This is a genomic window from Flavobacterium chuncheonense, from assembly GCF_042686145.1.
GTDB classification, from domain to species: domain Bacteria; phylum Bacteroidota; class Bacteroidia; order Flavobacteriales; family Flavobacteriaceae; genus Flavobacterium; species Flavobacterium chuncheonense.
In genome coordinates, this window is record NZ_JBHUPC010000006.1 from 1 (window position 1) to 25,113 (window position 25,113).

Below are 25,113 nucleotides of genomic sequence, written 5' to 3' on the forward strand. Positions count from 1 at the left end.
CTACCGGACTTCCTCCTCTTACGATTAAATGCTCAGTTGAGCATAGTTATCGAGTCTTTTAGAAACCCTATCCAAATCGGATAGGTTTTTTTGTTTTGGGGATAGTTTAAGTTTTCTTTTGGCTATAATTTTGATTATAATTAAGAATTAACAGTTAATAGATATTTTATACCCTTTGACGATTTTCGTGTTAATATTTTTTTAATTAAATATAGTTTATTGAAAATCAAGTTGTTAAATTTATGTAAGGATGTTTTATTAGCTAACTTTGTATGAAGCTTAAAATAACTTGAATATGAAAACTGCTATACTTTCCAATTTTCACCCAATTTTGGTTGGAAAATTAATTGAACAAACAAAATTAAATCAATACACAAAGTTTTTATACCATCATTTTCAAAATCATCCTTTAGTCATTTCAAATGAATCAGATGATGATAAAATTACTTTTGATTATGTATCCGATCAAGTAGATCGTTATGCTGTTTCATCTGGGAATATTAATCAGCGTCAGGTTCTGATTTTTGATGAAGTAGAAGATTTTATCACTAATAAAATGAAAGATACTGATCCCCGTAAATATGAATTTCCTGTTGGTTTTGAGGTTATACCAGGAAGTCATTATGGACCAAAAATTCAGGTTAGGATGGATTGGTTTAAGCAGAAATTGCGTTTTGTTTTTGATAAATTTTATGAGTTAACCCCAGAAATGCCTGAAAATCTTATTCATGTTACTTGTTCAGGTTATTCATCACCTAGTTTGGCACAGGAAGCTGTTGTACATCGCAATTGGGCTAGTGTTAAAGTTACACATTCGTATCACATGGGGTGTTATGGAGCATTTCCAGCTATTCGAACAGCAAGAGGGCTTTTGTGTCAAAGTGATGTAAATGGGCGTGTTGATATTATACATACGGAGCTACTTTCTGCACATTTGAATTTGACTGAATTTTCATCTGCAAATACGATGATTTGTTCGTTGTTTTCTGATGGATTTATTGGTTATTCACTTTATGATCAAGTGTCATTTGATATATTTAAAAAGCAATCTCGTCAAGCAGGTTTAAAAATTTTAGCAGCTCATGAAGTTATAATACCAGACTCTTTAGAAGATATGACATGGGATTTGGGTGAATATAGTTTTTTGATGACGCTCTCAAAACGTGTTCCTGTATTCATCAGAAAAAACATTAAAGCATTTATGACTACTTTGTGTGATAAAATTAATATTGATTTTGATGTTGAAAAAGATTCAATATATTTTGCAATTCACCCAGGAGGTCCAAAAATTATTGATTATGTAGTTGCTGAATTGGAAATTAATCCTTCACAAGCGGCATGGTCATACGAAGTGTTGAAAAAAAGAGGTAATATGTCATCAGCTACAATACCCCATGTTTTTACAGAAATCGTTAATGATAGATCAATTAAATCTAATACAAAAGTAATTGCTATTGCTTTTGGACCTGGATTGACTGCTACTGGTTTGATTTTGGAAAAAGTGGATTGATTTATTGAATAAATTCTTCAATTTTAGAAATTACATATTTATCGCCTAATATTTTGCGATGTCCTAATCCTTTTGTTAAGAGTAATGATCCTGATTCTAAATGTTGATGGATGTTTTCTGCAGCAGTATAAGGAACATCATCGTCGTCATAGTCGTGCATAACTAATACTGGTATAGTCACATCTTTTGCGGCCACATATGCAGAATAACTTTCCATTGGTTCGTTGAATTTTTTTTCAAATGACATTCTCATTTTGTTGCCAATTTCTTTTTTTAGTTTAAGTTTTTTTACAAAATCATTAAGTATATCATTTACACTATCACCACTTGCAATGATTACAGCCTTTTGCGCTTTGAATCCTCTTTTTATTGCATTTAAAGTAGCCATTCCTCCCAATGAATGTCCAATTATAAAATCGAATTGGCCGTATTTTTTTTCAATTTCCAAAATACTTTCAATAAACTCTAACATAATAGAATTTTTACCAGCAGATTTTCCGTGGGCAGGGGCGTCAAAACTTACCGTAGAATAGCCTAATTCTAACAATTTTTCTGCAATTTTTACCAATTGAGTTCCTCTTCCTGACCAACCGTGTACTAATAATACTTTTTTTGGACTACTACCGAATTCATAGACCATTATCTTTTTATCAATTGCAGGAATATTTAAATAATATTGATTTGAATTTTTATTCATTTCAAACTCCCTTTTTGGAATTTTATATTTAATAGGAGTTGTAAAAATTTTTTTAGCAAATTCAACAACTAAACTTGTTGAAATGAATTGTAAGACCTTTGCTGTATATATAATAGGTTTAGGAACAGTATTTGTGTAAGTATTTTTCTTATGTCTTTTCATTTTCAAAATTTACACAAAATTAGATTTTAATGAGATAGAAGTACATTAAAATTATCATAAAAAATAAAGCAATCCGTTTTGAATTGACTTTTATTATTAATTAAATTTGTAAAAAACACATAACGTATGAATGTTAAAATTAAAATAGGTGCGATTTTATTGTTTGGATTGGTTTTGTCTTGTTCTAAAAATCCATTCACAGGAAAAAGTAGTTTAGCATTGGTTTCAAATAGTGAAATTTTACCTTCAGCTTTTCAACAATATAATCAATTTTTATCTGAAAATAAGGTAGTAACTGGTACTGCAGATGCAAAGCGAGTTGAAACGGTGGGTATGAAAATTAAAACGGCAGCTGAAAGATGGTTAAATGCTAACGGGTATTCAAATTATCTTGATGGCTATGCTTGGGAATATAAATTAGTAGAAAGTAAAGAAGTAAATGCTTGGTGTATGCCAGGTGGGAAAATTGTTTTTTACACTGGAATTTTACCAATTTGTAAGGATGATGCTGGTATGGCAACTGTTATGGGGCACGAAGTAGCACATGCTCTTGCTAATCATGGTCAACAACGAATGAGTGCTGGTATGTTACAACAAGCTGGTGCCGCAGGTGTAGCTATTGCAACAGGTGGGAAATCAGAGCAAACACAGCAAATAGCTATGACAGCCTACGGTGCTACTACAGAATATGCCGGTATGTTGCCTTTTAGTAGAAGTCATGAAAGCGAGGCTGATATGATAGGTTTAACTTTAATGGCAATCGCTGGATACAATCCGGATACTGCAATTGCATTTTGGCAACGAATGGCCGCAAATTCAGGAGGACAAGCGCCACCCGAATTTATGAGTACACACCCAAGTAATGATACACGTATAGCAAATATTAAATCGTTAATACCAAAAGCTAAAGAGGAAGCAGCTAAATTTGGCATTACTTTTAAGTAATTTATAAAAAAGTTATATATTCGAAGTCCCACAGTAGTGGGACTTTTTTAATTTTATATTATGGCAAATTTAGCAAAGGGTAGTAGTAAGTTACGTAATGCTTGGGCATTTTACGATTGGGCAAATTCAGTATATGCATTGGTAATTTCTTCTGCCATTTTTCCTCTTTATTACGGATTTTTATTTACTAAAGAAAATTCTCAAATACAGTTTTTAGGATATGAATTTAAAAGTACGGCTTTAATAAGTTTTGTTACTGCTTTTGCTTTTTTGACAGTAGCTTTTTTGTCACCTCTACTTTCGGGTGTTGCAGATTTTATTGGAAACAAGAAAAGATTTATGCAGTTTTTTTGTTATTTGGGAGCAGCATCTTGCATCGGGATGTATTGGTTTACTGCGGATAATATTTATTTTGGCATATTATGCTTTTATACGGGATTAATTGGCTTTTGGGGGAGTTTGGTTTTTTATAATTCCTATTTACCAGATATTGCGTTTACAGAGCAGCAAGATGATTTGAGTGCTAAAGGATATTCATTAGGTTATATAGGAAGTGTTCTTTTATTGGTTTTTTGTTTGTTTGTTTTAATATTAGGTAAAGAAGGAGAAGCAGCTTTACATGCTATGCGTTTGTCATTTGTTTTAACAGGAGCATGGTGGATATTTTTTAGTCAGTATACTTTTTACTATTTACCAAAAGGAAATAGTAATGCCAATAAAATGCATAAGAGCGTTTTGTTTAATGGTTTTAAAGAATTGCTTAAAGTGCAAAAACAACTTTTTAAAGAAGTTACACTAAAGCGTTATTTAATTGCATTTTTTGTTTATAGTATGGCAGTTCAAACCGTTATGCTGGTCGCTACTTATTTTGGAGAACAAGAAATTAATTGGAAATCGGATAGTGAAAAAACAACAGGTCTGATCGTTAGTATTTTAGTGATACAATTAGTAGCGGTTTTAGGTGCTTATTTGACGTCTAAGTTATCAGAGAGATTAGGTAATATAAAGGCTTTGATAATTATAAATGCTATTTGGGCTGTTATTTGTGTATGTGCCTATTTTGTAACAGAACCAATTGAATTTTATATCACTGCAAGTTTTGTTGGATTGGTTATGGGAGGAATTCAATCCTTATCGCGTTCTACATATTCTAAGTTTTTACCAGAGACCAATGATACCACTTCATTTTTCAGTTTTTATGATGTAGCAGAAAAAATAGGAATTGTAATAGGAATGTTAATTTACGGTGTAATAGATCAAATTACAGGTAGTATGAGAAATTCTGTTGTTTTTCTAACATTGTTTTTTGTTGTTGGTTTAATTTTGTTGATGAGAGTTCCTAAAAAATAAAATATTATATTATTTTTGAAACCTTAAATCTCTATAAAATGAAAAAAATAAATATTATTAATACATTATTTGTATTTCTTGCTGTATTTTCTTTAGCATCATGTAATGTTGAACCAATTGATCCATTAGCGGCAACACAAACAGGTATACCTAGTGCTTCAACAGGTGATTATTGGCCTTTAGCTGTTGGAAATTTATGGTCATTTTCACAAAATGGTTCTATTTCTGATATGGAAGTGACTTCAACAGCAACCATAAATGGTGAAGTGTATTTTAATTTTGATAGTTTAATGGGACAATCTATGGCAGGTAATTCTGTAACAGGTGTTGCATCACGCGCTAAAAAAGTAGGAGGTGACTACTATATTAAAGTAGAAGATTTTACATTCAACGCTGGAGGTTTATCAGGTACTCAGACAGGTTTTGAATATATTACTTTAAAAGATTATTTAAACGTGAACGAAACTTGGGATGGTTCTTATCAACAAGTTAGTTCGTTTAGTGATCCTACATTTCCATCAGTAACGTTAAATACAACTTATATAGGGAAAATTGTAGAAAAAGGGACTACTTTGGCTGTTTCAGGAGTAACTTATACCGATGTGATTCATGTTGAGTTTACACAAACAACAACAGGTACGGGACAAAATGTTGTAACAGTTACTAATTTTTGGTTTGCAAAAGATGTTGGACCTATAAAATCAACTACATCTTCACAAGGAGCTACTTATGAATCTTTATTAGTTGATTATATTCTTAACTAATTCAAACCACAATATTAATTAAAAGCCGAAGAATTTACTTCGGCTTTTTTTATGGCACAAATCTTGACTTTTATACTATAGTATGTAAGTTTTTTTAGTTTAAAATGCTGTAAGTCAGTAATTTTGTTCTTTTTAAGATTTTGTATACGCCCAGAATTGATATGTTTAATGACAAAATGACCATTATATTGTTATGCCACAAAATAAAATTTTATCCCTTGACAATTTGTCACTACAAGAAATAAATACTGATGCAGAATTAATTCCATTGTTGACTCCCGAAGATGAGGAAGAGATGAATAATGAATTACTTCCTGCTGATTTACCGATATTACCGTTGCGAAATATGGTTTTGTTTCCAGGCGTTGTAATTCCTATTACCGCTGGGAGAGACAAATCTATAAAACTTTTAAATGATGCTAATGCTGCAGGGAAAGTAATTGGAGTAGTTTCTCAAATCGACGAATCGGTTGAAGAGCCTACACCTGCAGATATTTATCATATTGGTACTGTTGCGCAGATTATCAAAGTTTTGAAAATGCCTGATGGTAATACAACCGTTATTTTACAAGGAAAAAAGCGTTTTGAAATTGATGCTTTTACACAGGAAGAACCTTATTTTAAAGCAACTATAAAAGAAGTTCCAGAAGAACGTCCTGATCAAACCGATAATGAGTTTAAAACGATTGTAGAGTCGATTAAGGAATTGGCTATTCAGATAATAAAAGAAAGTCCAAATATTCCAACTGAAGCAACTTTTGCGATTAAGAATATTGAAAGCAATCCGTTCTTAATCAACTTTGTTTCATCCAACATGAATCTTTCGGTTGTTGATAAACAAGGCTTATTGTCAATTAACAATTTGAGAGATAGGGCTTTAGAAACATTGCGTTTCATGAATTTGGAATTGCAAAAATTAGAATTGAAAAATGACATTCAATCTAAAGTTCGTTTTGATTTGGATCAGCAACAACGCGAGTATTTCTTACAGCAACAAATGAAAACTATTCAAGAAGAATTGGGTGGAGTTTCACATGAAGCTGAAATAGATGAAATGCGTGAAAAAGCTACAGCTAAAAAATGGGATGAGAAAACTGCTACACATTTTGAAAAAGAGCTTTCAAAATTACAGCGTACAAATCCAAATTCACCAGATTTCGGTATCCAACGTAACTATTTAGAATTATTTTTAGAGTTGCCTTGGAATGAATTTACAAAAGATAATTTCGATTTAAAACATGCTCAAAAAGTTTTAGATAAAGATCATTTTGGACTTGAGGATGTTAAAAAACGTATCATTGAACATTTGGCGGTGTTAAAGTTACGTAACGATATGAAATCACCAATTATCTGTTTATACGGACCTCCAGGAGTTGGTAAAACATCAATTGGACGTTCTATAGCTGAAGCATTGGGTAGAGAGTATGTGCGTATTTCTTTAGGTGGTTTGCGTGATGAAGCGGAAATCCGCGGACATAGAAAAACATATATTGGGGCTATGCCTGGACGTATTATACAGAGTTTGAAAAAAGCGAAAACGGCTAATCCCGTTTTTGTTTTAGATGAAATAGATAAGTTGTCAACTAGTCATACGGGTGACCCTTCATCTGCGTTATTGGAAGTTTTGGATCCAGAACAAAATAATGAGTTTCATGATAATTTCTTAGAAATTGGTTTCGACTTGTCTAAAGTTATGTTTATTGCTACTTCAAATAGTTTGTCAACTATTCAACCAGCATTACGTGATAGAATGGAGATTATCAACATGTCCGGTTATACTATTGAAGAAAAGATTGAGATTGCGAAAAAGCATTTATTACCGAAGCAATTAAAAGAGCATGGATTACAAGAGAAAGACCTTCAAATTGGTAAAAAGCAATTAGAAAAAATTGTAGCAGGTTATACGAGAGAATCAGGTGTGCGTGGACTAGAAAAGAAAATAGCACAAATGGTTCGTCATGCTGCAAAATCAATTGCAATGGAAGAGGAGTATAACGTGAAGGTTACGGATGAAGATATCATTGCTGTTTTAAAGGCGCCTCGATTAGAGCGTGATAAATATGAGAATAATGATACAGCAGGTGTTGTAACAGGACTTGCTTGGACATCTGTTGGTGGTGATATTTTGTTTATTGAATCGTCTATTTCAAAAGGTAAAGGAACAATGACCATGACAGGGAATTTGGGTACTGTTATGAAAGAATCGGTCACTATTGCTTTGGAGTATATTAAGTCGCATAATGAGGAGTTGGGCATTCCATCAGAAGTATTGAGTAATTATAATATTCATATTCATGTTCCTGAAGGAGCAACTCCGAAAGACGGCCCTAGTGCGGGTATTGCTATGTTGACTTCTATAGTGTCGAGTTTTACACAGAAGAAAGTAAAGAAAAACTTAGCAATGACAGGAGAGATTACTTTAAGAGGAAAAGTGTTACCAGTAGGAGGTATTAAAGAAAAAATTCTTGCAGCTAAACGTGCAAATATTAAAGAGATTATATTGTGTGCTGAAAATAAGCGAGACATTGATGAAATTAATCCGGAATATTTAAAAGGAGTTACGTTTCATTATGTTGAAACTATGTCAGAAGTTTTGGCTATTGCGGTTACCAATCAAAAAGCAAAAAACGCTAAGAGTTTAAAATAATCGTATTACAAAGTATAGAATTCAATTCCGATTAATTAAATTAGTCGGAATTTGTTTTTTATATAAAGCTTATAATTTTATCTTCGCACTTGCGTTATAGAAATGATACCTAAAAAAATGCTAAGAAAATTTATCTGTTTATTTGTGCTCCTTCTATGTTCGGCTGTAAATGGCCAAATCGGAGGTAAGTATGTGTATCAATTCTTGAACTTAGTACAATCACCACGTCAAGCAGCACTTGGTGGGAAAACGGTTACGAATGTCGATTACGATGTGAATCAAGCAATTTATAACCCAGCAACCATAAATGGAAAAATGCACAACCAACTAGGGGTTAGTTATGGTAATTTTTACGGTGAAATTTCTTATGGTACTGCTGCATATGCCTACACTTGGGATCAACATTTACAAACCTTTCATGCGGGTGTGAGTTATATTAACTACGGAACTTTTGAAGGGAGAGATGAAGTTGGTAATTTGACATCTGATTTCACTGGAAGTGAAACTGCAGTGTCTTTGGGATATGCTTATAATTTGCCTTGGACAGATTTTTATGTGGGAGCCAACGTAAAATTGATTTCTTCTACTCTTGAAACGTATAATTCATGGGGTGCTGCAACAGATTTAGGTCTTTTGTATATCGATGAAGATAATGATATAAATTACGGACTTTCGATTCGTAATCTTGGTTTTCAAATCAAACCTTATGCTGATACCAATGAACGCTTGCCTTTGTCTATAGATGCGGGTGTTTCACAATTAATGGAGAATGTGCCTATTCGTTGGCATATTACTTTGGAAAATTTGCAACAGTGGAATATTGCCTTTTCAAACCCGAATCGTGCAGAGACAACTCTTGAAGGTGAAACAATAGAAGAGAAGGTGTCTTTTTTTAATAATGCATTGCGTCACTTGATATTGGGGGCTGAATTATTTCCGGAAAAAGGATTCAATATACGATTGGGATATAATTTTAGAAGGGGTGAAGAGTTACGTATTGTAGATCAAAGAAATTTTTCAGGACTTTCTTTGGGAGTTGGACTTAGAGTCGGTAGAATTCGTTTCGATTATTCGTATTCAAGATATACCCTTGCTGCCAATACAAGTCTATTTGGTTTAATGATTAATTTACAATAAGAGTGAAAAAAATTACAATAGCCATAGATGGTTTTTCCTCAACAGGAAAGAGTACTTTAGCGAAACAATTAGCTAAAGCATTAGGTTATGTATATGTTGATACAGGAGCTATGTATAGAGCAGTTGCTTTTTTCGCCATGCAAAATAATTGGATATCAGAGGTGGAAATTGCTAAGGATCAAATTGTTAAAAGTTTAGTTAATATAAAGTTGCATTTTCAATTTAATCCAAGTTTAGGATTTGCTGAGATGTATCTAAATGGGAATAATGTTGAAAACGAAATACGCTCCCTAAGTGTGTCACAAAATGTAAGTCGTATTGCAGAAATTTCAGAAGTGCGTTCCAAACTAGTAGAACAACAACAAGAAATGGGAAAAGAAAAAGCAGTTGTTATGGATGGTCGTGATATTGGTACTGTGGTGTTTCCAGATGCTGAATTGAAAATTTTCATGACAGCATCGTCTCGTACTCGTGCGCAAAGACGTTTTGAGGAATTGGTAGAAAAAGGACAACGTGTAACATTTGAAGAAGTACTTGAAAATGTTGAAAAACGCGATTATATTGATACACACAGAATAGATTCACCATTAGTTAAAGCTGAAGATGCTGTTGTATTGGACAATTCAACGTTGTCAAAAGAGGAACAGTTTCAATTGGTTCTTCAATTGGTGCATGATAAATTGAAAAATTAAACCCTTGTTATTAGGCATTTCGTTTTATTCTTCTTGCCATTTATCTTTATGGTTTAGAAATGTTTAGTTGTATGTAAAAAGAATAATAAGTTTTTGCAAATCAGAAAAATAGTGTTACCTTTGCGCACCTTTTGGCAGAGAAGAGTTTCCTTTAGGTATCAATTATTTATGTAAAATACTGTTGTTGTTTTTAAACTGCATTGAAACTCATTAAAGACGCAGCATACAAATTTTTTAATCAGCATGTCTGAAATTAACAAAACACAAGAAGAGTTTTTAGCAAATTTTAACTGGCACAATTACGAAGAAGGAATTGATGCAGTAGATGAAAAAAACTTACAAGAATTTGAAGATTTAGTATCTAAAACTTTTGTATCTACTGATGATCAAGATGTTGTAGAAGGTATTGTAGTAAGAATTACAGATAGAGACGCTATCGTTGATATCAATGCTAAATCAGAAGGTGTTATTTCTTTAAACGAATTCCGTTACAATCCTAACTTAAAAGTTGGTGATAAAGTAGAAGTACTTATCGACGTTCGTGAAGATAAAACAGGACAATTAGTATTGTCTCACAGAAAAGCTAGAACTATCAAAGCATGGGATCGTGTGATTGCTGCTCATGAGTCTGGTGAAATCGTAAACGGTTTCGTTAAATGTAGAACTAAAGGTGGTATGATCGTTGATGTTTTCGGAATCGAAGCATTCTTACCAGGTTCTCAAATTGATGTGAAACCAATCCGTGATTACGATCAATACGTAAACAAAACTATGGAATTCAAAGTTGTGAAAATCAACCATGAGTTCAAAAACGTAGTAGTTTCTCACAAAGCGCTTATCGAGGCTGATATCGAAGAACAAAAGAAAGAAATCATCGGTCAATTAGAAAAAGGACAAGTATTAGAAGGTGTTGTTAAAAACATTACTTCTTACGGTGTGTTTATTGACTTAGGTGGTGTTGATGGATTAATCCACATTACTGACTTATCTTGGTCTCGTATCAATCACCCAAGCGAAGTATTAGAATTAGATCAAAAATTAAACGTTGTTATCCTTGATTTCGATGATGAGAAAACAAGAATCCAATTAGGTTTAAAACAATTAAACGCTCATCCATGGGATGCTTTAGATGCTAACTTAGCTGTTGGTGATAAAGTGAAAGGTAAAGTAGTTGTTTTAGCTGATTACGGTGCTTTCATCGAAGTTGCAGAAGGTGTTGAAGGTTTAATCCACGTTTCTGAAATGTCTTGGTCAACTCACTTAAGAAGTGCTCAAGATTTCATGAAAATTGGAGATGAAGTTGAAGCGGTTATCTTAACTTTAGATAGAGATGAGCGTAAAATGTCTTTAGGTATCAAACAATTAACACAAGATCCTTGGACTGATATTACTTCTAAATACCCAGTAGGTTCTAAGCATACAGGTATCGTTAGAAACTTTACAAACTTTGGTATCTTCGTTGAATTAGAAGAAGGTATTGATGGTTTAGTATATATTTCTGACTTGTCTTGGACTAAGAAAATCAAACACCCATCAGAATTTGTAAATGTTGGTGATAACTTAGATGTTGTTGTATTAGAATTAGATGTTGAAGGACGTAAATTATCTTTAGGTCACAAACAAACTACAGCTAATCCATGGGATAAATACGAAGATGCTTTCGCAGTAGGTACTATCCACAATGGTGAAATTTCTGAAATCGTTGATAAAGGTGCTACAGTAGAATTTGGTGATGATATCGTTGCTTTCATTCCTACTCGTCACTTAGAAAAAGAAGATGGTAAGAAATTGAAAAAAGGTGAATCTGCAGATTTCAAAGTAATTGAGTTCAATAAAGAATTCAAAAGAGTTGTAGCTTCTCATACTGCAATTTTCCGTGAAGAAGAAGAAAAAGTTGCTAAAGAAGCATCTGCTAATGTAACTTCTTCAAACAATAATGTTGAGAAATCTACTTTAGGAGATATCGATGCATTAGCTGAATTAAAAGCTAAAATGGAAAAAGGAGAAAAATAATCTCTAATTTCTTATAAATAATTAAAGTCTCGATTTATATCGAGACTTTTTTTTTGAATTATTTTTTTTGTAAATTATTATATCGTAATATTGCAATATAGTAATTTGTTTATGGGAGCATCAAAATCAGATTTTTTTACAGACGAGCAAAATAAGTTAGCTTCATTGTTTAAAGCAATGTCACATCCGGCTCGTATTGCTATTATTCAATTTTTATTGCAAGTCGATTCTTGTATTTGTGGAGATATCGTAAATGAATTGCCATTGGCACAGCCTACCATTTCACAGCATTTAAAAGAATTAAAAAATGCAAATATTATTAAAGGTACTATAGAAGGAACTGCTATATGTTATTGTTTGAATCCAGAAACTATAGCTGTAATTGAGACTTATTTCAAGACAATTTCAGTTCAATTGAAAAATAAATGTTGTTAAATAAAACGAAAATGAAAGTATCAGCAATTAAAGCAATTTTACAAAATTTAGAAACCATAGTGTTTCAATTGCCAAATGGCGATTTTGTACCAGGTCATTTCCATGTCACTGAAGTAGGAATGATAACTAAAAATTTTATCGATTGTGGTGGAACTATTAGAAAGGAAGAAGTAGTGAATTTCCAACTTTGGGAAGCAAATGATTACGATCATAGTTTGCATCCAGAAAAATTGATTCACATTATTGATTTATCAATAGAAAAACTTCAAATTCCCGATTTAGAAATAGAAGTAGAATACCAAATGGCTTCAACGATAGGGAAATTCGATTTAGAGTTTGATGGAAAGCATTTTCTTTTAATTTCAAAGTTAACCGATTGCTTAGCAAAAGATAAATGTGGAGTTCCACAGGAAAAACCTAAGGTTAAAATAGGGGAATGGAAAGTGAAAAATAATAATTGTACACCTAATTCGGGATGTTGTTAATATGGAAAATCAAAAAGTAGCACATTGGGAAAACGTTTTTGCAACAAAAGCAGAAAATGAAGTAAGTTGGTTTCAGGAGAAACCGGAAACGTCTATACAATTAGTACAATCGTGCAGAGTAGCCAAAGATGCTAAAATAATTGACATAGGCGGTGGTGATAGCTATCTAATTGATAGTTTATTGGATCAGGGTTATACGAATTTATATTTATTAGATATTTCGAATAATGCTATTAATCGTGCCAAAAAGCGATTAGGTGATAAAGCTGAAAACGTAACTTTTATTGTTTCGGATAGTTTAAATTTTACTTCATCAGAACTATTTGATGTATGGCATGATAGAGCTTCATTTCACTTTCTAACAGAAGAAAAGGATATTCAAAGGTATAAAGAAAATGTTTTAGCTTCATTAAAAAGCAATGGTCATTTTGTTTTAGGAACTTTTTCAGAAGAGGGACCAATAAAATGTAGTGGTCTTGATATTACGCAATATTCTGTTGAAAAAATGGAAACTATTTTTAGTGATGATTTTGAACTTGAAAACTGTTTTACCGAAGATCATCAAACACCTTTTGATACTATTCAAAATTTTATTTTTTGTCATTATAGAAAACGATAAATGTATCTAAAATTAAACGAGACAATTGGTAATGTATCAAATCTACCAATTGAACAAGAGCGCAAAAGTATATTAGATGCTTTAGTAGATTATATTCAAAACAAAAAAGACTTGAATGAAGAAATTCGTTTAAACTTTATTTGTACCCACAATTCTAGAAGAAGTCATTTAGGGCAAATTTGGGCACAAACAATGGCATTTCATTTTAATGTAACAAATGTTTTTTGTTATTCTGGTGGGACTGAAGTTACTGCAATGTTTCCAAAAGTAGGTGAGACTTTGAATGAACAAGGATTTGAAATTTTTAGAATAAGCGATGCCGCAAATCCAATATACGCTGTTAAATATGATGAATGCGAGCATCCGTTAATTTGTTTTTCAAAAACATTTGACGATGTCTTTAATCCAAATTCAAAGTTTGCGGCAATAATGACTTGTTCATCGGCAGATGAGGGATGTCCATTTGTAGCGGGTTCGGAGATACGCTTACCAATACGTTATGAAGATCCGAAAGCATTTGATGGTACTGAGCTTATGAATGCCAAATATGAAGAGCGCAGTTTACAAATTGCAGCTGAGATGTTTTATGTTTTTTCTCAAATAAAATAATATGATAAAGAGATTAAATTTTTTTGTTGAATTTTTGGGTACATTTTTACTTGTTTTAGTGGGTACAGGTTCTATAATCATTAGTCAAGAATTTGATTATTTTGATGATTTTGGAATCGGCCTGGCTTTTGGTGGAATTGTTTGGTTATTGATTCAAATTTTGGGTAAGTATTCAGATTGTCATATTAATCCAGCCGTTACATTTGTGATGTTTACTGATCGAAAATTAACTTTTAATAAGGGTATAGTGTTTATTGGATTGCAATTGCTAGGAGCTTTATTGGCAAGTTTTGTTTTACACTTTTTATTTCCCGAAAATGTTAAATTGGGGAGTACTTTACCTAGAGCTACTTGGGAAGAAGCTTTTATTTATGAGTTTTTTTTAAGTTTAGTATTAATGTTGGTTATTTTAATTTCCACTACAATAGAAAAAATAAAAAAATATGCTCCTTTTTTAATTGGTTTTACAGTTTTTTTAGAAGCATGGTTGGCGGGGTATATTTGTGGAGCATCAATGAATCCAGCAAGAAGCTTTGGACCTGCTTTAGTTTCAGGAAACACAAGTGTACTTTGGCTTTATTTTTTAGCACCTATTTTAGGAATGTTGATGGCTTTGATTCTAGTAAAAGCTGTAAGTTTTTCTAATATAAAAGCAATTCTTAAATAATATTTATGTTAAATTTGCTGCCTTTAAAAAAAGGATATGAAAAAAATTACATTTTTATTTTTATTTTTTGCATTAGCTGGACATACTCAATATGTTAAATTTCAAGAGGCAACAATTACATTAAAAAATGGCAAAGTTTTAAATGGTTTAGCAAGAGTTGAGAGAAAACTTGCTGTAAAACAAAATAATGAAAAGTTAAAATTTGAATTTGACGAGGTAGAGAAAGTAGATTTTTCTGTTTTTGATAAAAAATCGAAAACTACAGAAAATGTACTTTTTAAAAGTGTATTGGTTAACGATAAGTACAAGTTAATGGGGGTTATCTATTCAAGTGATAAAATAGAGATTTATGGTAATTTGAATTTTTCAAGAACAGGGGCGCAAGTAGGAGGATTTAGTTCGGGTGTACCAACAGGACATGGTCCAACATATAATGGAAGTTTAGTATCAAGTTATAATGAATACTATAGTTTATTTAAAACCACATCAAAATTAGATTTAATTTATAGTTCTTATTCAATGAAAAAATTTAAAAAGATGGCAAAAGAATGTTTTGCAGGTTGTGAAGCATTGGTAAATAAATTGGATGAAAAAGAATTAAAAGAAGCAGATATAAAAGAAATCGGATTGTTTTATACACAACATTGTGATTAAGTTCAAATAAAAAAAGCTCTCATAAATTTGAGAGCTTTTTTATTCTTTATCTATTGAGCCTAGTACGCGTTTCATAAAATCATTTAAAGCAGTTTTTTTATCAGCACCACCTTGAATTGATTTGTGTACTTCTAATGCGCCATACATATTTGAAATTAATTCACCAATAACATCAAGTTCTTCGTCTTTTAAAGAAGGAATTTCTGTTAGGTTTTCCAAAACTTCTATGGTTTCTACCAAGTAATCTTGGTCATTATCCTCAATAAATTGTGTTAATTGTTTGATTACAGGTAATTTCATATTAAAGTACTTCGCTTACTAATTCTGTTAAAACTTCAAGTTTGTTGGTTTGAGTTTGGTTTACCAATTGACCATTTTTAAAAGTAGCAAATGTTGGTAAGTTGTCCACTTTTGCTAATTTTCTTGATTCTGGAAATTGTTCTGCATCAACAATAAAGAATGGAATATTTTCGTTCTCAGTTGCCATTTTTTTGAATTTTGGCTTCATAATACGACAATTTCCACACCAAGAAGCAGAGTATTGTACAATTACAGTTTCGTTTGTATTTACAATCTCTTGTAAATTATCTTGATTTAATTCTTGTAACATAATATGAGGGTTTAAAAAAAGCAATTGCAATGTTTTCACATTCACCGCAATTGCTTTAAATATATTTTAGTAAATATTAGTTTTGGCTTAAGTAAGCAGCAGTACTTAATCGATCAGCAGTCATTGCTTCTTTACCTTCTTCCCAGTTTGCAGGACAAACTTCACCTTTAGTTTGAACGTGAGTATAAGCGTCAATTAAACGTAAATATTCGTTAACGTTTCTTCCTAATGGCATATCGTTAACACTCTCATGGAAAATTTTACCTGTTTCGTCAACTAAGTAAGTAGCTCTGAAAGTAACATTTGAACCTTCAAGAATTTCTTCTCCTAAGTTTTCATCGTAAACCCATTCAGCATCAAGAATTTCTAAAGCAGCAGATAAGTTACGTGTAGTGTCAGCTAAAAGAGGGTAAGTTACACCTTCAATTCCACCGTTGTTTTTTGGAGTGTTTAACCATGCAAAGTGAACTTCATTTGTATCACATGATGCACCGATAACCATAGTGTTTCTTTTTTCAAATTCTCCTAAAGCAGCTTGAAAAGCATGTAATTCAGTAGGGCAAACGAATGTAAAATCTTTTGGATACCAAAATAATAAAACTTTCTTGTTGTTTTTTGTAGCTTCTTCTAAAACGTTGATTCTTAAATTGTCTCCCATTTCAGAAATTGCATCAACTGTAATGTTTGGGAATTTTTTTCCTACTAATGACATAATTTGTATGTTTTAAATGTTATTTTTTTGATGCTGCAAATCTAAGTGCTTCTTTCGTATTAAAAAACTGCTTACCATTGTAATTTTCTATTGTAGTATAAGTTTATTCTTTTTGAGTATGTATTTAGTGCCACATTTTTTGTTTCTATTTATTGTTTAAAATGCATTTTTCGTAGGAAGTAGTTTTAAATAATAGTTAAATAGATTATTTCTATTTAAAACTCAAATAATATAATATTAAAATTGTTAAATTAGAGGGAAATAATTAGCAACTATAAAATTTATAATATTATGGAGAACAACGCTCACAACAATGCCTCTTCAAATGGTAATAAGTGTCCTTTTTCTGGAGGAGTACCTAAAGATACTTCGGGGGGAGGTGCTAGAAATCAAGATTGGTGGCCAAATCGATTGAAAGTTAATATTTTGCGTCAGCATTCTTCGCTATCGAATCCAATGGAGGAACAATTTAATTATGCAGAAGAATTTAAGAAATTAGATTATAATGCTTTAAAAGCGGATTTACATGCATTAATGACGGATTCTCAAGATTGGTGGCCTGCTGATTTCGGGCATTATGGAGGTTTGTTTGTTCGAATGGCTTGGCACAGTGCGGGTACTTATCGTGTAGGTGATGGTAGAGGTGGAGCAGGAGCAGGTCAACAGCGTTTTGCGCCACTTAATAGTTGGCCTGATAACGCCAGTTTGGATAAGGCCAGACGATTGTTATGGCCAATTAAGCAGAAATATGGTAAGAAAATTTCTTGGGCCGATTTGATGATATTAGCGGGTAATGTGGCGCTAGAATCAATGGGATTCAAAACTTTTGGTTTTGCCGGTGGTCGTGAAGATGTTTGGGAACCTGAGGAAGATGTATATTGGGGATCTGAAAAAACTTGGTTAGAAGACAAGCGCTATTCGGGCAAAAGGGATCTTGAGGATCCATTAGCAGCGGTAGTAATGGGATTGATATATGTAGACCCAGAAGGTCCAAATGGCAATGGTGATCCACTTTCAGCCGCAATTGATATTAGGGAAACTTTTAAACGTATGGCAATGAATGATGAAGAAACGGTAGCACTTATTGCTGGAGGACATACTTTTGGTAAAACACATGGTGCTGCAGATCCAGGTAAATATGTTGGACCAGAGCCAGAAGCTGCCCCTATAGAAGCACAAGGATTTGGTTGGCATAATAGTTTTGGTTCTGGAAAAGGACCAGATGCAATTACTGGAGGGCCAGAAGTTACATGGACACAAACCCCTATTAAATGGAGTAATTATTTCTTCGAAAATCTTTTTGGATACGAATGGGAAATGACGAAAAGTCCTGCAGGTGCAAAACAATGGGTGGCTAAAGGTGCTGAACCAAGCATTCCAGATGCATTTGATGCTTCAAAGAAACATTTACCTACTATGTTAACTACAGATTTGTCTTTGCGCTTTGATCCCGAATATGAAAAAATTTCAAGACGTTTTTATGAAAATCCTGATGAATTTGCAAATGCTTTTGCACGAGCTTGGTATAAGCTAACACATAGAGATATGGGGCCAGTAAGTCGTTATTTGGGACCAGAAGTTCCGAAAGAGACATTGTTATGGCAAGACCCAATCCCAGCATTGGATCATGAAGTAGTAAACCAACAGGAAATAGACGCTTTGAAATCTAAAATTGTCGCTTCAGGGTTATCAGTATCAGAGTTGGTAAGTACCGCCTGGGCTTCGGCGTCTAGTTTTAGAGGTTCTGATAAACGTGGTGGAGCAAATGGTGCTCGCGTTCGCTTAGAGCCACAAAGAAGTTGGGAGGTAAATAATCCGGCACAGTTGAATAAAGTATTAACGGTTTTAGAAAACATTCAAAAGGAATTTGTTGCTAGCGGTAAAAAAGTTTCTATAGCCGATCTTATTGTGCTTGCTGGAAATGTAGGTATTGAAAAAGCAATCAGGAATGCAGGTAAAAACGTAGAAGTTCCTTTTTTACCGGGACGCATGGATGCTTCTCAAGCACAAACAGATATAGATTCAATGGCATACTTAGAACCGTTTGCGGATGGATTCCGTAATTATCGTAAAACAGAATTTCCTGTAACTACTGAAGCACTGTTAGTTGATAAAGCACAGTTGTTAACGCTTACTGCTCCAGAATTAACGGTACTTGTAGGAGGAATGCGTGTATTGAATACAAATTTTGACGGTTCTAATCATGGAGTTTTTACCAATAAAGCAGAAACACTATCAAACGACTTCTTTGTAAATCTTTTAGATATGGCAACACAATGGACTCCGCTAGGTTCAGAAGAATTATTTGAAGGAAGAGATCGCAAAACTGGAGTAGTTAAATGGACAGCTACTCGTGCCGATCTTGTTTTTGGTTCAAGTTCGGAGTTGAGAGCTTTAGCAGAGGTTTATGCAAGTGATGATGCTTCGGATAAATTTGTTCATGATTTTGTAGCGGCTTGGACTAAAGTCATGAATTTAGATCGTTTTGATTTAGCCTAAATAAGAATACGCTATAAAAAAAGAGGTCTTCAAAGACCTCTTTTTTTATGCAACTTTTGAAACTAATTGTCGTATCTTGATGTTAAAAGCAGCAAATATTAACGTCATTACGGGACTTATAAGATTAAAGAATGCAAATGGTAGATAATCAAAAGTGTCAACTCCCAATGTGCCCGATTGATAGGCTCCACATGTATTCCAAGGAACTAAAACAGAAGTTACTGTTCCAGAATCCTCTAATGTTCTACTTAAGTTTTCAGGTGCTAAGCCTTTTTCTTTATAAGCTTTTGCAAACATTTTACCAGGTACAACAATTGCTAAATATTGGTCTGATGCTGTAATGTTTAAGGCTAAACAACTACCTACAGTTGAAGCAAATAATCCTAAAGTTGATTTTGCTAATTTTAATAAGGATTTACTAATTCTTGATAGGGCTCCAATGGCATCCATTACGCCACCAAAGGTCATCGCACAAAGAATTAACCAAATAGTTCCTAACATTCCACTCATCCCTTTTGCTTTAAAAAGCTTTACCAAGTTTGGATTTTCGGTAGGAATAACAGTTTCTATTGTAATGGCATCCATTAAACCTCTATATGCTGTTTTAAATGAAATGTGGTCTGTATTAGTAAGTTGGTTGATAATTTGAGGTTGGAAAATTAACGCGAAAATAGCACCTAAGATAACCCCAACAAACAAAGCAATAAGTGGTTCTGTTTTTTTAAAAATTAAACCAATTACGATTACTGGGACTATAAATAACCATCCTGTAATGTTAAATGATTTTTCAATATCAATAAGCATTACACTAGTATCAGTATTACCACTTATGTCAATTGTTAATCCTAAAACCGTAAATAATATTAAAGAAATAATAAAAGTCGGTACTGTGGTTAAAGTCATATAACGAATATGGGTAAATAGATCAGTACCGGCCATTGCTGGCGCAAGATTCGTAGTGTCAGACATTGGCGATAGTTTATCGCCAAAATAAGCACCAGAAATTACCGCTCCTGCCACCATCCCTATTGGAAAACCAATTGCACCACCAATTCCGACTAGAGCAATACCTACGGTTGCTGAAGTAGTCCAAGAGCTACCAGTAGCAATGGAAATGACAGCACAAATTACCATGGTAGCTGGTAAAAATATTTCAGGAATTAAAATTTGAAGTCCGTAATAAATCATAGAAGGAATAATTCCGCTAATTAACCATGTACCGGCTAAAGCTCCTACCATTAACAAAATTAAAATGGCTCCAGCAGTTGATTTGATGTTTTCAGCTACTTCATCAATCATGGTTTGGAAAGAAACTTTATTGAAAAGCCCTACTATAACAGCCACTGCTGCACCTAGAAGCAATACAAATTGATTACTTCCTCCAAGTGGATCATCATCTTCGCCGCTATAAGCAATCAAAACGTTATATGCCAGCATGCCAATAAGAGCAAAAACAGGAATTAAGGCTTCCCAAATATTAAGTTCTTTATTTTTAATAATTTTAGTATCCATTTATTTTTGTTTGAAAGCGCAAGATAGAAAATCTATAAAGATTACACAATTAGACAACTGTTTATAAAAAAAACCGATTCTAATGAATCGGTTTTTTGTTATTTTATGTGAAAAGTTAGAGAATACTCAACTCAACCATACATTCTCTCATCATTTGGTAGGTTCTTTCGATATTGTTGTCAAGACCTATAGAGAAACGAATTAAACCATCTGTTAGTCCCATTTCTTTTTGTTCATCTAATGGTATTTCAGAAGAAGTTGAGGTTCCAGGTGCACTAAATAACGTTTTGTAAAAACCTAAACTTACCGCCAGATATCCTAAATTGCGTTCCTGCATCAATTCCATTAAAGCATTAGCTTTGTCTAAATTTCCAACATCAATCGTCAGCATTCCACCGAAACCATATTCAGGGTTAATCATGGTTTTGTAGATTTCGTGACTTGGATGGCTTTTCAATCCTGGATAAACCGTTTTTAACCCGTCTTTTTCAAATTTTTCCGCCAAGAATGCTGCATTATGGCTGTGTTGTTTGATACGCAAATGTAAAGTTCTCAAGTTTTTCAATACGCTTGCACTACGCATACTATCCATTGTTGGTCCTAGTAGCATACTAGCACCTGAATTTACATTTTTTAAATCATTGATAAATTCTTGTGATGCACAGACTACTCCGCCTACAGTATCGCTACTTCCATTTATATATTTAGTTAAACTATGGATTACGATGTCAGCTCCTAATTTGATAGGTGATACTGATAAGGGTGAAAATGTATTGTCAACGATTAATTTAAGATTGTACTTTTTTGCGATTTTTGAAAGCTCTTCAATATTAGCAACTTCAAGAAGTGGGTTACTAACCGTTTCACAATAGATTACTTTTGTATTCGATTTAATTGCTGCTTCAACAAGATCAAGTTTAGTAATATCAACAAATGATGTTTCGACTCCCATTCTTGGAGCAAAATTTTTCAAAAAGGCATAAGTACCACCATAAATGGTTCTGCTAGATACAATATGATCTCCATTTCCGCAAAGTTGCAAAAGGGTAGGGGTAATAGCTCCCATTCCTGAAGAAGATACATTAGCAGATTCTGTTCCTTCCATTTCAGCTAAAGCGCGATCCAAGTATAAATTACTAGGTGACGAATGACGTGAATAGAGGTAGCAACCTTCAGCATTACCTTCAAAAGTATCAAACATTGTTTTGGCTGAAAGAAACGTATAAGTAGAGCTATCAGATATTGAAGGATTTACACCGCCAAATTCTCCGAAATACTGTAAATCTTGGATTTTATCGGCAGGATTGAATTGATTCATAATTTTATTGTTTTAAGTTTGGTTTCTCAAAAATCATGAATAGTTAAATAATTCTCAATAAGGTGTGGTTTTTTTAGAATTTTATTCTATTTTTGTTTAAAAATGTAGTTTTTTAAGCTATTAAATGTAATTTTTATTCTAAAAACAAAGCGAAATGAAACTTGATAAAATAGACAGAAGGTTATTGGAACTCTTACAAGAGGATACCAAAAAAACAACAAAAGAACTTTCTTTAAAATTAAACTTATCTGTTACGGCAGTTTATGAAAGAATAAAGAAGTTAGAACGTGAAGGCGTTGTAGATAAATACGTCGCTATTTTAGACAAGTCAAAGATAGAAAAAAATTTCGTAGTATTTTGTCATATTAAATTAACACAACATAATATTGACTTAATTAAGCAATTTGAAAATGAGGTTACCAAAATTGATGAGGTGTTAGAATGTTATCATGTGAGTGGAGATTATGACTATATCTTAAAAATTTACGTAAAAGATATGGAAGAATATCGTGAGTTTATGGTAACTAAACTTACTACAATTCAACATATAGGAAGCACACACAGTACTTTTATGATTGGTGAAGTAAAAAACACCACAGCTTTTAAGCTGTAGACTTAATGATATAATGTAAATTAAAGTAGAAACAGATAAAATTATAAGTAATGAATTTGTATCAAGAAGTATTTGAAAAAAACAAACTTTGGATTGAAAAGCAACAAGCAACAGATGCTGATTTTTTTAAACATTTAGCAGAAGGACAATCACCTGAGGTATTATACATAGGTTGTAGCGATAGTCGTGTAACGGCTGAAGATATGACGGGAATGAAACCAGGGGAAATGTTTGTACACCGTAATATAGCTAATTTGGTACCTAATAATGATAATAATTCAGCTTCTGTTATTGAATACGCAATTGGTCATTTGAATGTAAAGCATGTAGTAGTTTGTGGTCATTACTTCTGCGGAGGTGTTAAGGCCGCTATGCAAGCGCAAGATTTAGGTGTTTTAAATCCATGGTTACGCAATATTAGAGATGTATTTCGTTTACATAGTGAAGAATTAAACGCAATTGAAGATGAAGATGCACGTTACAATCGTTTAATTGAGTTAAATGTAGAAGAGCAATGTCTTAATGTAATTAAAACAGCAATTTTTCAAAAACACTATAATGCAGGTAAAACCCCTACAGTTCACGGTTGGGTTTTTGATATAAAAACTGGTAAATTAATAGATTTGAACATTAATTTTGAAGAAAAATTAAAATCAATACAGGAAATTTATAATCTTGGCAAATAACACTTAATTTTGGTGAAAGCCAATCCTTAATTCTTTTAAAAATTGTATTTTTGTATCCGATTTTTAAAAAGTTTAGTAATTACTAATAAAATATAGACAAAATGAGTCAATTTGATGTAACCATTATTGGTTCTGGACCAGGCGGATATGTTTCGGCTATTCGTTGTGCACAATTAGGTTTCAAAACAGCTATTATTGAAAAATATTCAACACTTGGGGGAACATGTTTAAATGTTGGTTGTATTCCATCAAAAGCTATGTTAGCCTCTTCTCATCATTATGAAGAGTTACAGCATTTTGCAGATCACGGAATTGAAGTTTCTGGAGACGTAAAAGTGAATCTTGAAAAAATGATTGCTCGTAAACAATCAGTTGTGGATCAAACTTCAGGTGGTGTTAAATATTTAATGGATAAAAACAATATTACTGTTTTTGAAGGTGTTGGTTCATTTGAAAGTGCTACGTCAGTAAAAATCACTAAAAATGACGGTTCATCAGAAGTAATTGAGTCAAAAAACATCATCATTGCTACAGGTTCAAAACCATCTTCTTTACCATTCATCACAATTGATAAAGAAAGAATTATCACTTCAACTGAAGCGTTAAAATTAAAAGAAGTGCCACAACATTTAGTAATTATTGGTGGAGGTGTAATCGGATTAGAGTTAGGTCAAGTTTACTTACGTTTAGGTGCAAAAGTATCGGTAGTTGAATTTATGGATCGTATTATTCCTGGTATGGATGGTGCTTTGTCAAAAGAATTGACTAAAGTATTGAAAAAACAAGGGATGAAATTCTATACGTCTCACAAAGTTCAATCGGTGGAGAGAACTGGAGATGCTGTAACTGTTAAAGCGGAAAACGCTAAAGGTGAAATTATTACTTTAGAAGGAGATTACGCTTTAGTTTCTGTTGGTCGTCGTCCATATACAGATGGGTTGAACGCTGAGAAAGCTGGAGTTAAAATCACTGAAAGAGGACAAGTTGAAGTAAACGATCATTTACAAACAACAGCTTCTAATATTTATGCAATCGGTGATGTTGTACGTGGTGCAATGTTAGCGCACAAAGCTGAAGAAGAAGGTGTAATGGTTGCTGAATATTTAGCAGGACAAAAACCTCATATCGATTATAATTTAATTCCTGGAGTGGTTTATACTTGGCCTGAAGTTGCTGCTGTTGGTAAAACTGAAGAGCAATTAAAAGAAGCGGGTATTGCTTACAAAGCAGGAAGTTTTCCATTCAAAGCGTTAGGACGTGCTCGTGCAAGTGCTGATACTGATGGTTTTGTTAAAATTTTGGCTGATGCTAAAACGGATGAGGTTTTAGGTATCCATATGATTGGCGCTCGTTCTGCAGATTTAATTGCAGAAGCAGTAACTGCAATGGAGTTTAGAGCTAGTGCTGAAGATATTTCTAGAATGTCTCATGCTCACCCAACATTTGCTGAAGCAATTAAAGAAGCAGCTTTAGCTGCTACGGATAATAGAGCTTTACACGTATAATAGTTTATTATACTATATTTTATAAAGCACCCTTTACAGGGTGCTTTTTTATTTTTATTTTGTTAATTTAACAAAAAGTACAATAATTTAAAATAAAAGGTAAATTTGTTTTAAAAATAACATTTAAGATTTCGTATTCTGTTTAGTTTGAATTTTTTTTCTTTTTAAAGTCTATTTGTTGATATAATATTAATCATGAGTCTTTTAGGTTATTAAAAATTTAATTTCTGTAAGATATTTTTGAATTATAAATATTGTTATAAATTTAAAAT

Annotated in this window: 24 protein-coding genes; 18 read left to right on the forward strand and 6 right to left on the reverse strand. The window is 32.8% G+C overall.

Annotated elements, in window-relative coordinates; translation table 11 throughout:
• Positions 1-295 precede the first annotated feature (295 nt).
• On the forward strand, positions 296-1,510 hold the full coding sequence (locus tag ACFS5J_RS00270; RefSeq protein ID WP_379809888.1) for a 3-oxoacyl-[acyl-carrier-protein] synthase III C-terminal domain-containing protein: 1,215 nt from the start codon (positions 296-298) through the stop codon (positions 1,508-1,510).
• A 1-nt stretch (position 1,511) separates the two neighbouring features.
• Here the strand turns inward: ACFS5J_RS00270 and ACFS5J_RS00275 are convergent, their stop codons facing one another.
• Positions 1,512-2,369 (reverse strand): alpha/beta hydrolase, encoded by an 858-nt coding sequence (locus ACFS5J_RS00275; RefSeq protein ID WP_379809889.1) that lies wholly within the window; start codon positions 2,367-2,369, stop codon positions 1,512-1,514.
• 126 nt (positions 2,370-2,495) lie between these two features.
• Here ACFS5J_RS00275 and ACFS5J_RS00280 point away from each other — a divergent pair, with 126 nt between their 5' ends.
• The 13 genes from ACFS5J_RS00280 (at position 2,496) to ACFS5J_RS00340 (ending at position 15,386) form a co-directional block, all read left to right on the forward strand.
• Positions 2,496-3,314 carry a M48 family metallopeptidase gene (locus ACFS5J_RS00280; RefSeq protein WP_379809890.1) on the forward strand — a complete coding sequence of 273 codons (819 nt, stop codon included), beginning with the start codon at positions 2,496-2,498 and terminating at the stop codon, positions 3,312-3,314.
• Between the two features lie 60 nt (positions 3,315-3,374).
• Complete coding sequence (locus ACFS5J_RS00285; protein ID WP_379809891.1) at positions 3,375-4,664, forward strand: MFS transporter; 1,290 nt, start codon at positions 3,375-3,377, stop codon at positions 4,662-4,664.
• A 38-nt stretch (positions 4,665-4,702) separates the two neighbouring features.
• The gene (locus ACFS5J_RS00290) at positions 4,703-5,428 is read left to right on the forward strand and encodes a hypothetical protein (protein WP_379809892.1); all 726 of its coding nucleotides are present in this window, start codon (positions 4,703-4,705) and stop codon (positions 5,426-5,428) included.
• Positions 5,429-5,621: 193 nt separating this feature from the next.
• Positions 5,622-8,075 carry an endopeptidase La gene (lon, locus tag ACFS5J_RS00295; RefSeq protein WP_379809893.1) on the forward strand — a complete coding sequence of 818 codons (2,454 nt, stop codon included), beginning with the start codon at positions 5,622-5,624 and terminating at the stop codon, positions 8,073-8,075.
• 117 nt (positions 8,076-8,192) lie between these two features.
• Positions 8,193-9,212 (forward strand): type IX secretion system protein PorQ, encoded by a 1,020-nt coding sequence (gene porQ / locus ACFS5J_RS00300; RefSeq protein ID WP_379809894.1) that lies wholly within the window; start codon positions 8,193-8,195, stop codon positions 9,210-9,212.
• Between the two features lie 2 nt (positions 9,213-9,214).
• Entirely contained in the window at positions 9,215-9,904 is a 690-nt protein-coding gene (cmk, locus tag ACFS5J_RS00305; RefSeq protein WP_379809895.1) for a (d)CMP kinase, read from the forward strand.
• A gap of 243 nt (positions 9,905-10,147) precedes the next feature.
• Positions 10,148-11,917 carry a 30S ribosomal protein S1 gene (gene rpsA / locus ACFS5J_RS00310; RefSeq protein WP_379809896.1) on the forward strand — a complete coding sequence of 590 codons (1,770 nt, stop codon included), beginning with the start codon at positions 10,148-10,150 and terminating at the stop codon, positions 11,915-11,917.
• A 111-nt stretch (positions 11,918-12,028) separates the two neighbouring features.
• The gene (locus ACFS5J_RS00315; RefSeq protein ID WP_379809897.1) at positions 12,029-12,352 is read left to right on the forward strand and encodes an ArsR/SmtB family transcription factor; all 324 of its coding nucleotides are present in this window, start codon (positions 12,029-12,031) and stop codon (positions 12,350-12,352) included.
• A gap of 11 nt (positions 12,353-12,363) precedes the next feature.
• Complete coding sequence (locus ACFS5J_RS00320) at positions 12,364-12,837, forward strand: DUF6428 family protein (RefSeq protein ID WP_379809898.1); 474 nt, start codon at positions 12,364-12,366, stop codon at positions 12,835-12,837.
• A gap of 1 nt (position 12,838) precedes the next feature.
• The gene (locus ACFS5J_RS00325) at positions 12,839-13,456 is read left to right on the forward strand and encodes a class I SAM-dependent methyltransferase (protein WP_379809899.1); all 618 of its coding nucleotides are present in this window, start codon (positions 12,839-12,841) and stop codon (positions 13,454-13,456) included.
• Positions 13,457-14,065 carry an arsenate-mycothiol transferase ArsC gene (locus ACFS5J_RS00330; RefSeq protein WP_379809900.1) on the forward strand — a complete coding sequence of 203 codons (609 nt, stop codon included), beginning with the start codon at positions 13,457-13,459 and terminating at the stop codon, positions 14,063-14,065.
• Between the two features lies 1 nt (position 14,066).
• Positions 14,067-14,732, forward strand: coding sequence for an MIP/aquaporin family protein (locus ACFS5J_RS00335; protein WP_379809901.1), 666 nt, complete (start codon positions 14,067-14,069; stop codon positions 14,730-14,732).
• 36 nt (positions 14,733-14,768) lie between these two features.
• A complete protein-coding gene (locus ACFS5J_RS00340; RefSeq protein WP_379809902.1) occupies positions 14,769-15,386 on the forward strand; it encodes a hypothetical protein in 618 nt (205 codons plus the stop codon).
• A 39-nt stretch (positions 15,387-15,425) separates the two neighbouring features.
• Here the strand turns inward: ACFS5J_RS00340 and ACFS5J_RS00345 are convergent, their stop codons facing one another.
• The 3 genes from ACFS5J_RS00345 to ACFS5J_RS00355 form a co-directional block, all read right to left on the reverse strand.
• On the reverse strand, positions 15,426-15,686 hold the full coding sequence (locus tag ACFS5J_RS00345) for a DUF6952 family protein (RefSeq protein ID WP_379809903.1): 261 nt from the start codon (positions 15,684-15,686) through the stop codon (positions 15,426-15,428).
• Position 15,687: 1 nt separating this feature from the next.
• Positions 15,688-15,996, reverse strand: coding sequence for a thioredoxin family protein (locus tag ACFS5J_RS00350; protein ID WP_379809904.1), 309 nt, complete (start codon positions 15,994-15,996; stop codon positions 15,688-15,690).
• A 76-nt stretch (positions 15,997-16,072) separates the two neighbouring features.
• Positions 16,073-16,708 carry a peroxiredoxin gene (locus tag ACFS5J_RS00355; protein WP_379809905.1) on the reverse strand — a complete coding sequence of 212 codons (636 nt, stop codon included), beginning with the start codon at positions 16,706-16,708 and terminating at the stop codon, positions 16,073-16,075.
• Positions 16,709-16,999: 291 nt separating this feature from the next.
• On the opposite strand from ACFS5J_RS00355, the gene katG reads away from it, so the two are divergent.
• A complete protein-coding gene (katG, locus tag ACFS5J_RS00360) occupies positions 17,000-19,207 on the forward strand; it encodes a catalase/peroxidase HPI (RefSeq protein WP_379809906.1) in 2,208 nt (735 codons plus the stop codon).
• Between the two features lie 45 nt (positions 19,208-19,252).
• On the opposite strand, the gene nhaC is transcribed toward katG, so the two are convergent.
• The gene (gene nhaC / locus ACFS5J_RS00365; protein WP_379809907.1) at positions 19,253-20,719 is read right to left on the reverse strand and encodes a Na+/H+ antiporter NhaC; all 1,467 of its coding nucleotides are present in this window, start codon (positions 20,717-20,719) and stop codon (positions 19,253-19,255) included.
• Between the two features lie 115 nt (positions 20,720-20,834).
• Positions 20,835-22,037, reverse strand: a complete 1,203-nt coding sequence (locus ACFS5J_RS00370; RefSeq protein WP_379809908.1) for an aminotransferase class I/II-fold pyridoxal phosphate-dependent enzyme — start codon at positions 22,035-22,037, stop codon at positions 20,835-20,837.
• Positions 22,038-22,191: 154 nt separating this feature from the next.
• Here ACFS5J_RS00370 and ACFS5J_RS00375 point away from each other — a divergent pair, with 154 nt between their 5' ends.
• The 3 genes from ACFS5J_RS00375 to lpdA all read left to right on the forward strand — a co-directional run bounded on the left by ACFS5J_RS00375 (position 22,192) and on the right by lpdA (position 24,841).
• Complete coding sequence (locus ACFS5J_RS00375) at positions 22,192-22,650, forward strand: Lrp/AsnC family transcriptional regulator (RefSeq protein WP_379809910.1); 459 nt, start codon at positions 22,192-22,194, stop codon at positions 22,648-22,650.
• A 50-nt stretch (positions 22,651-22,700) separates the two neighbouring features.
• Positions 22,701-23,336, forward strand: a complete 636-nt coding sequence (locus tag ACFS5J_RS00380; protein WP_379809911.1) for a carbonic anhydrase — start codon at positions 22,701-22,703, stop codon at positions 23,334-23,336.
• Positions 23,337-23,437: 101 nt separating this feature from the next.
• Positions 23,438-24,841, forward strand: coding sequence for a dihydrolipoyl dehydrogenase (lpdA, locus tag ACFS5J_RS00385; protein WP_379809912.1), 1,404 nt, complete (start codon positions 23,438-23,440; stop codon positions 24,839-24,841).
• The last annotated feature ends 272 nt before the right edge of the window (positions 24,842-25,113 follow it).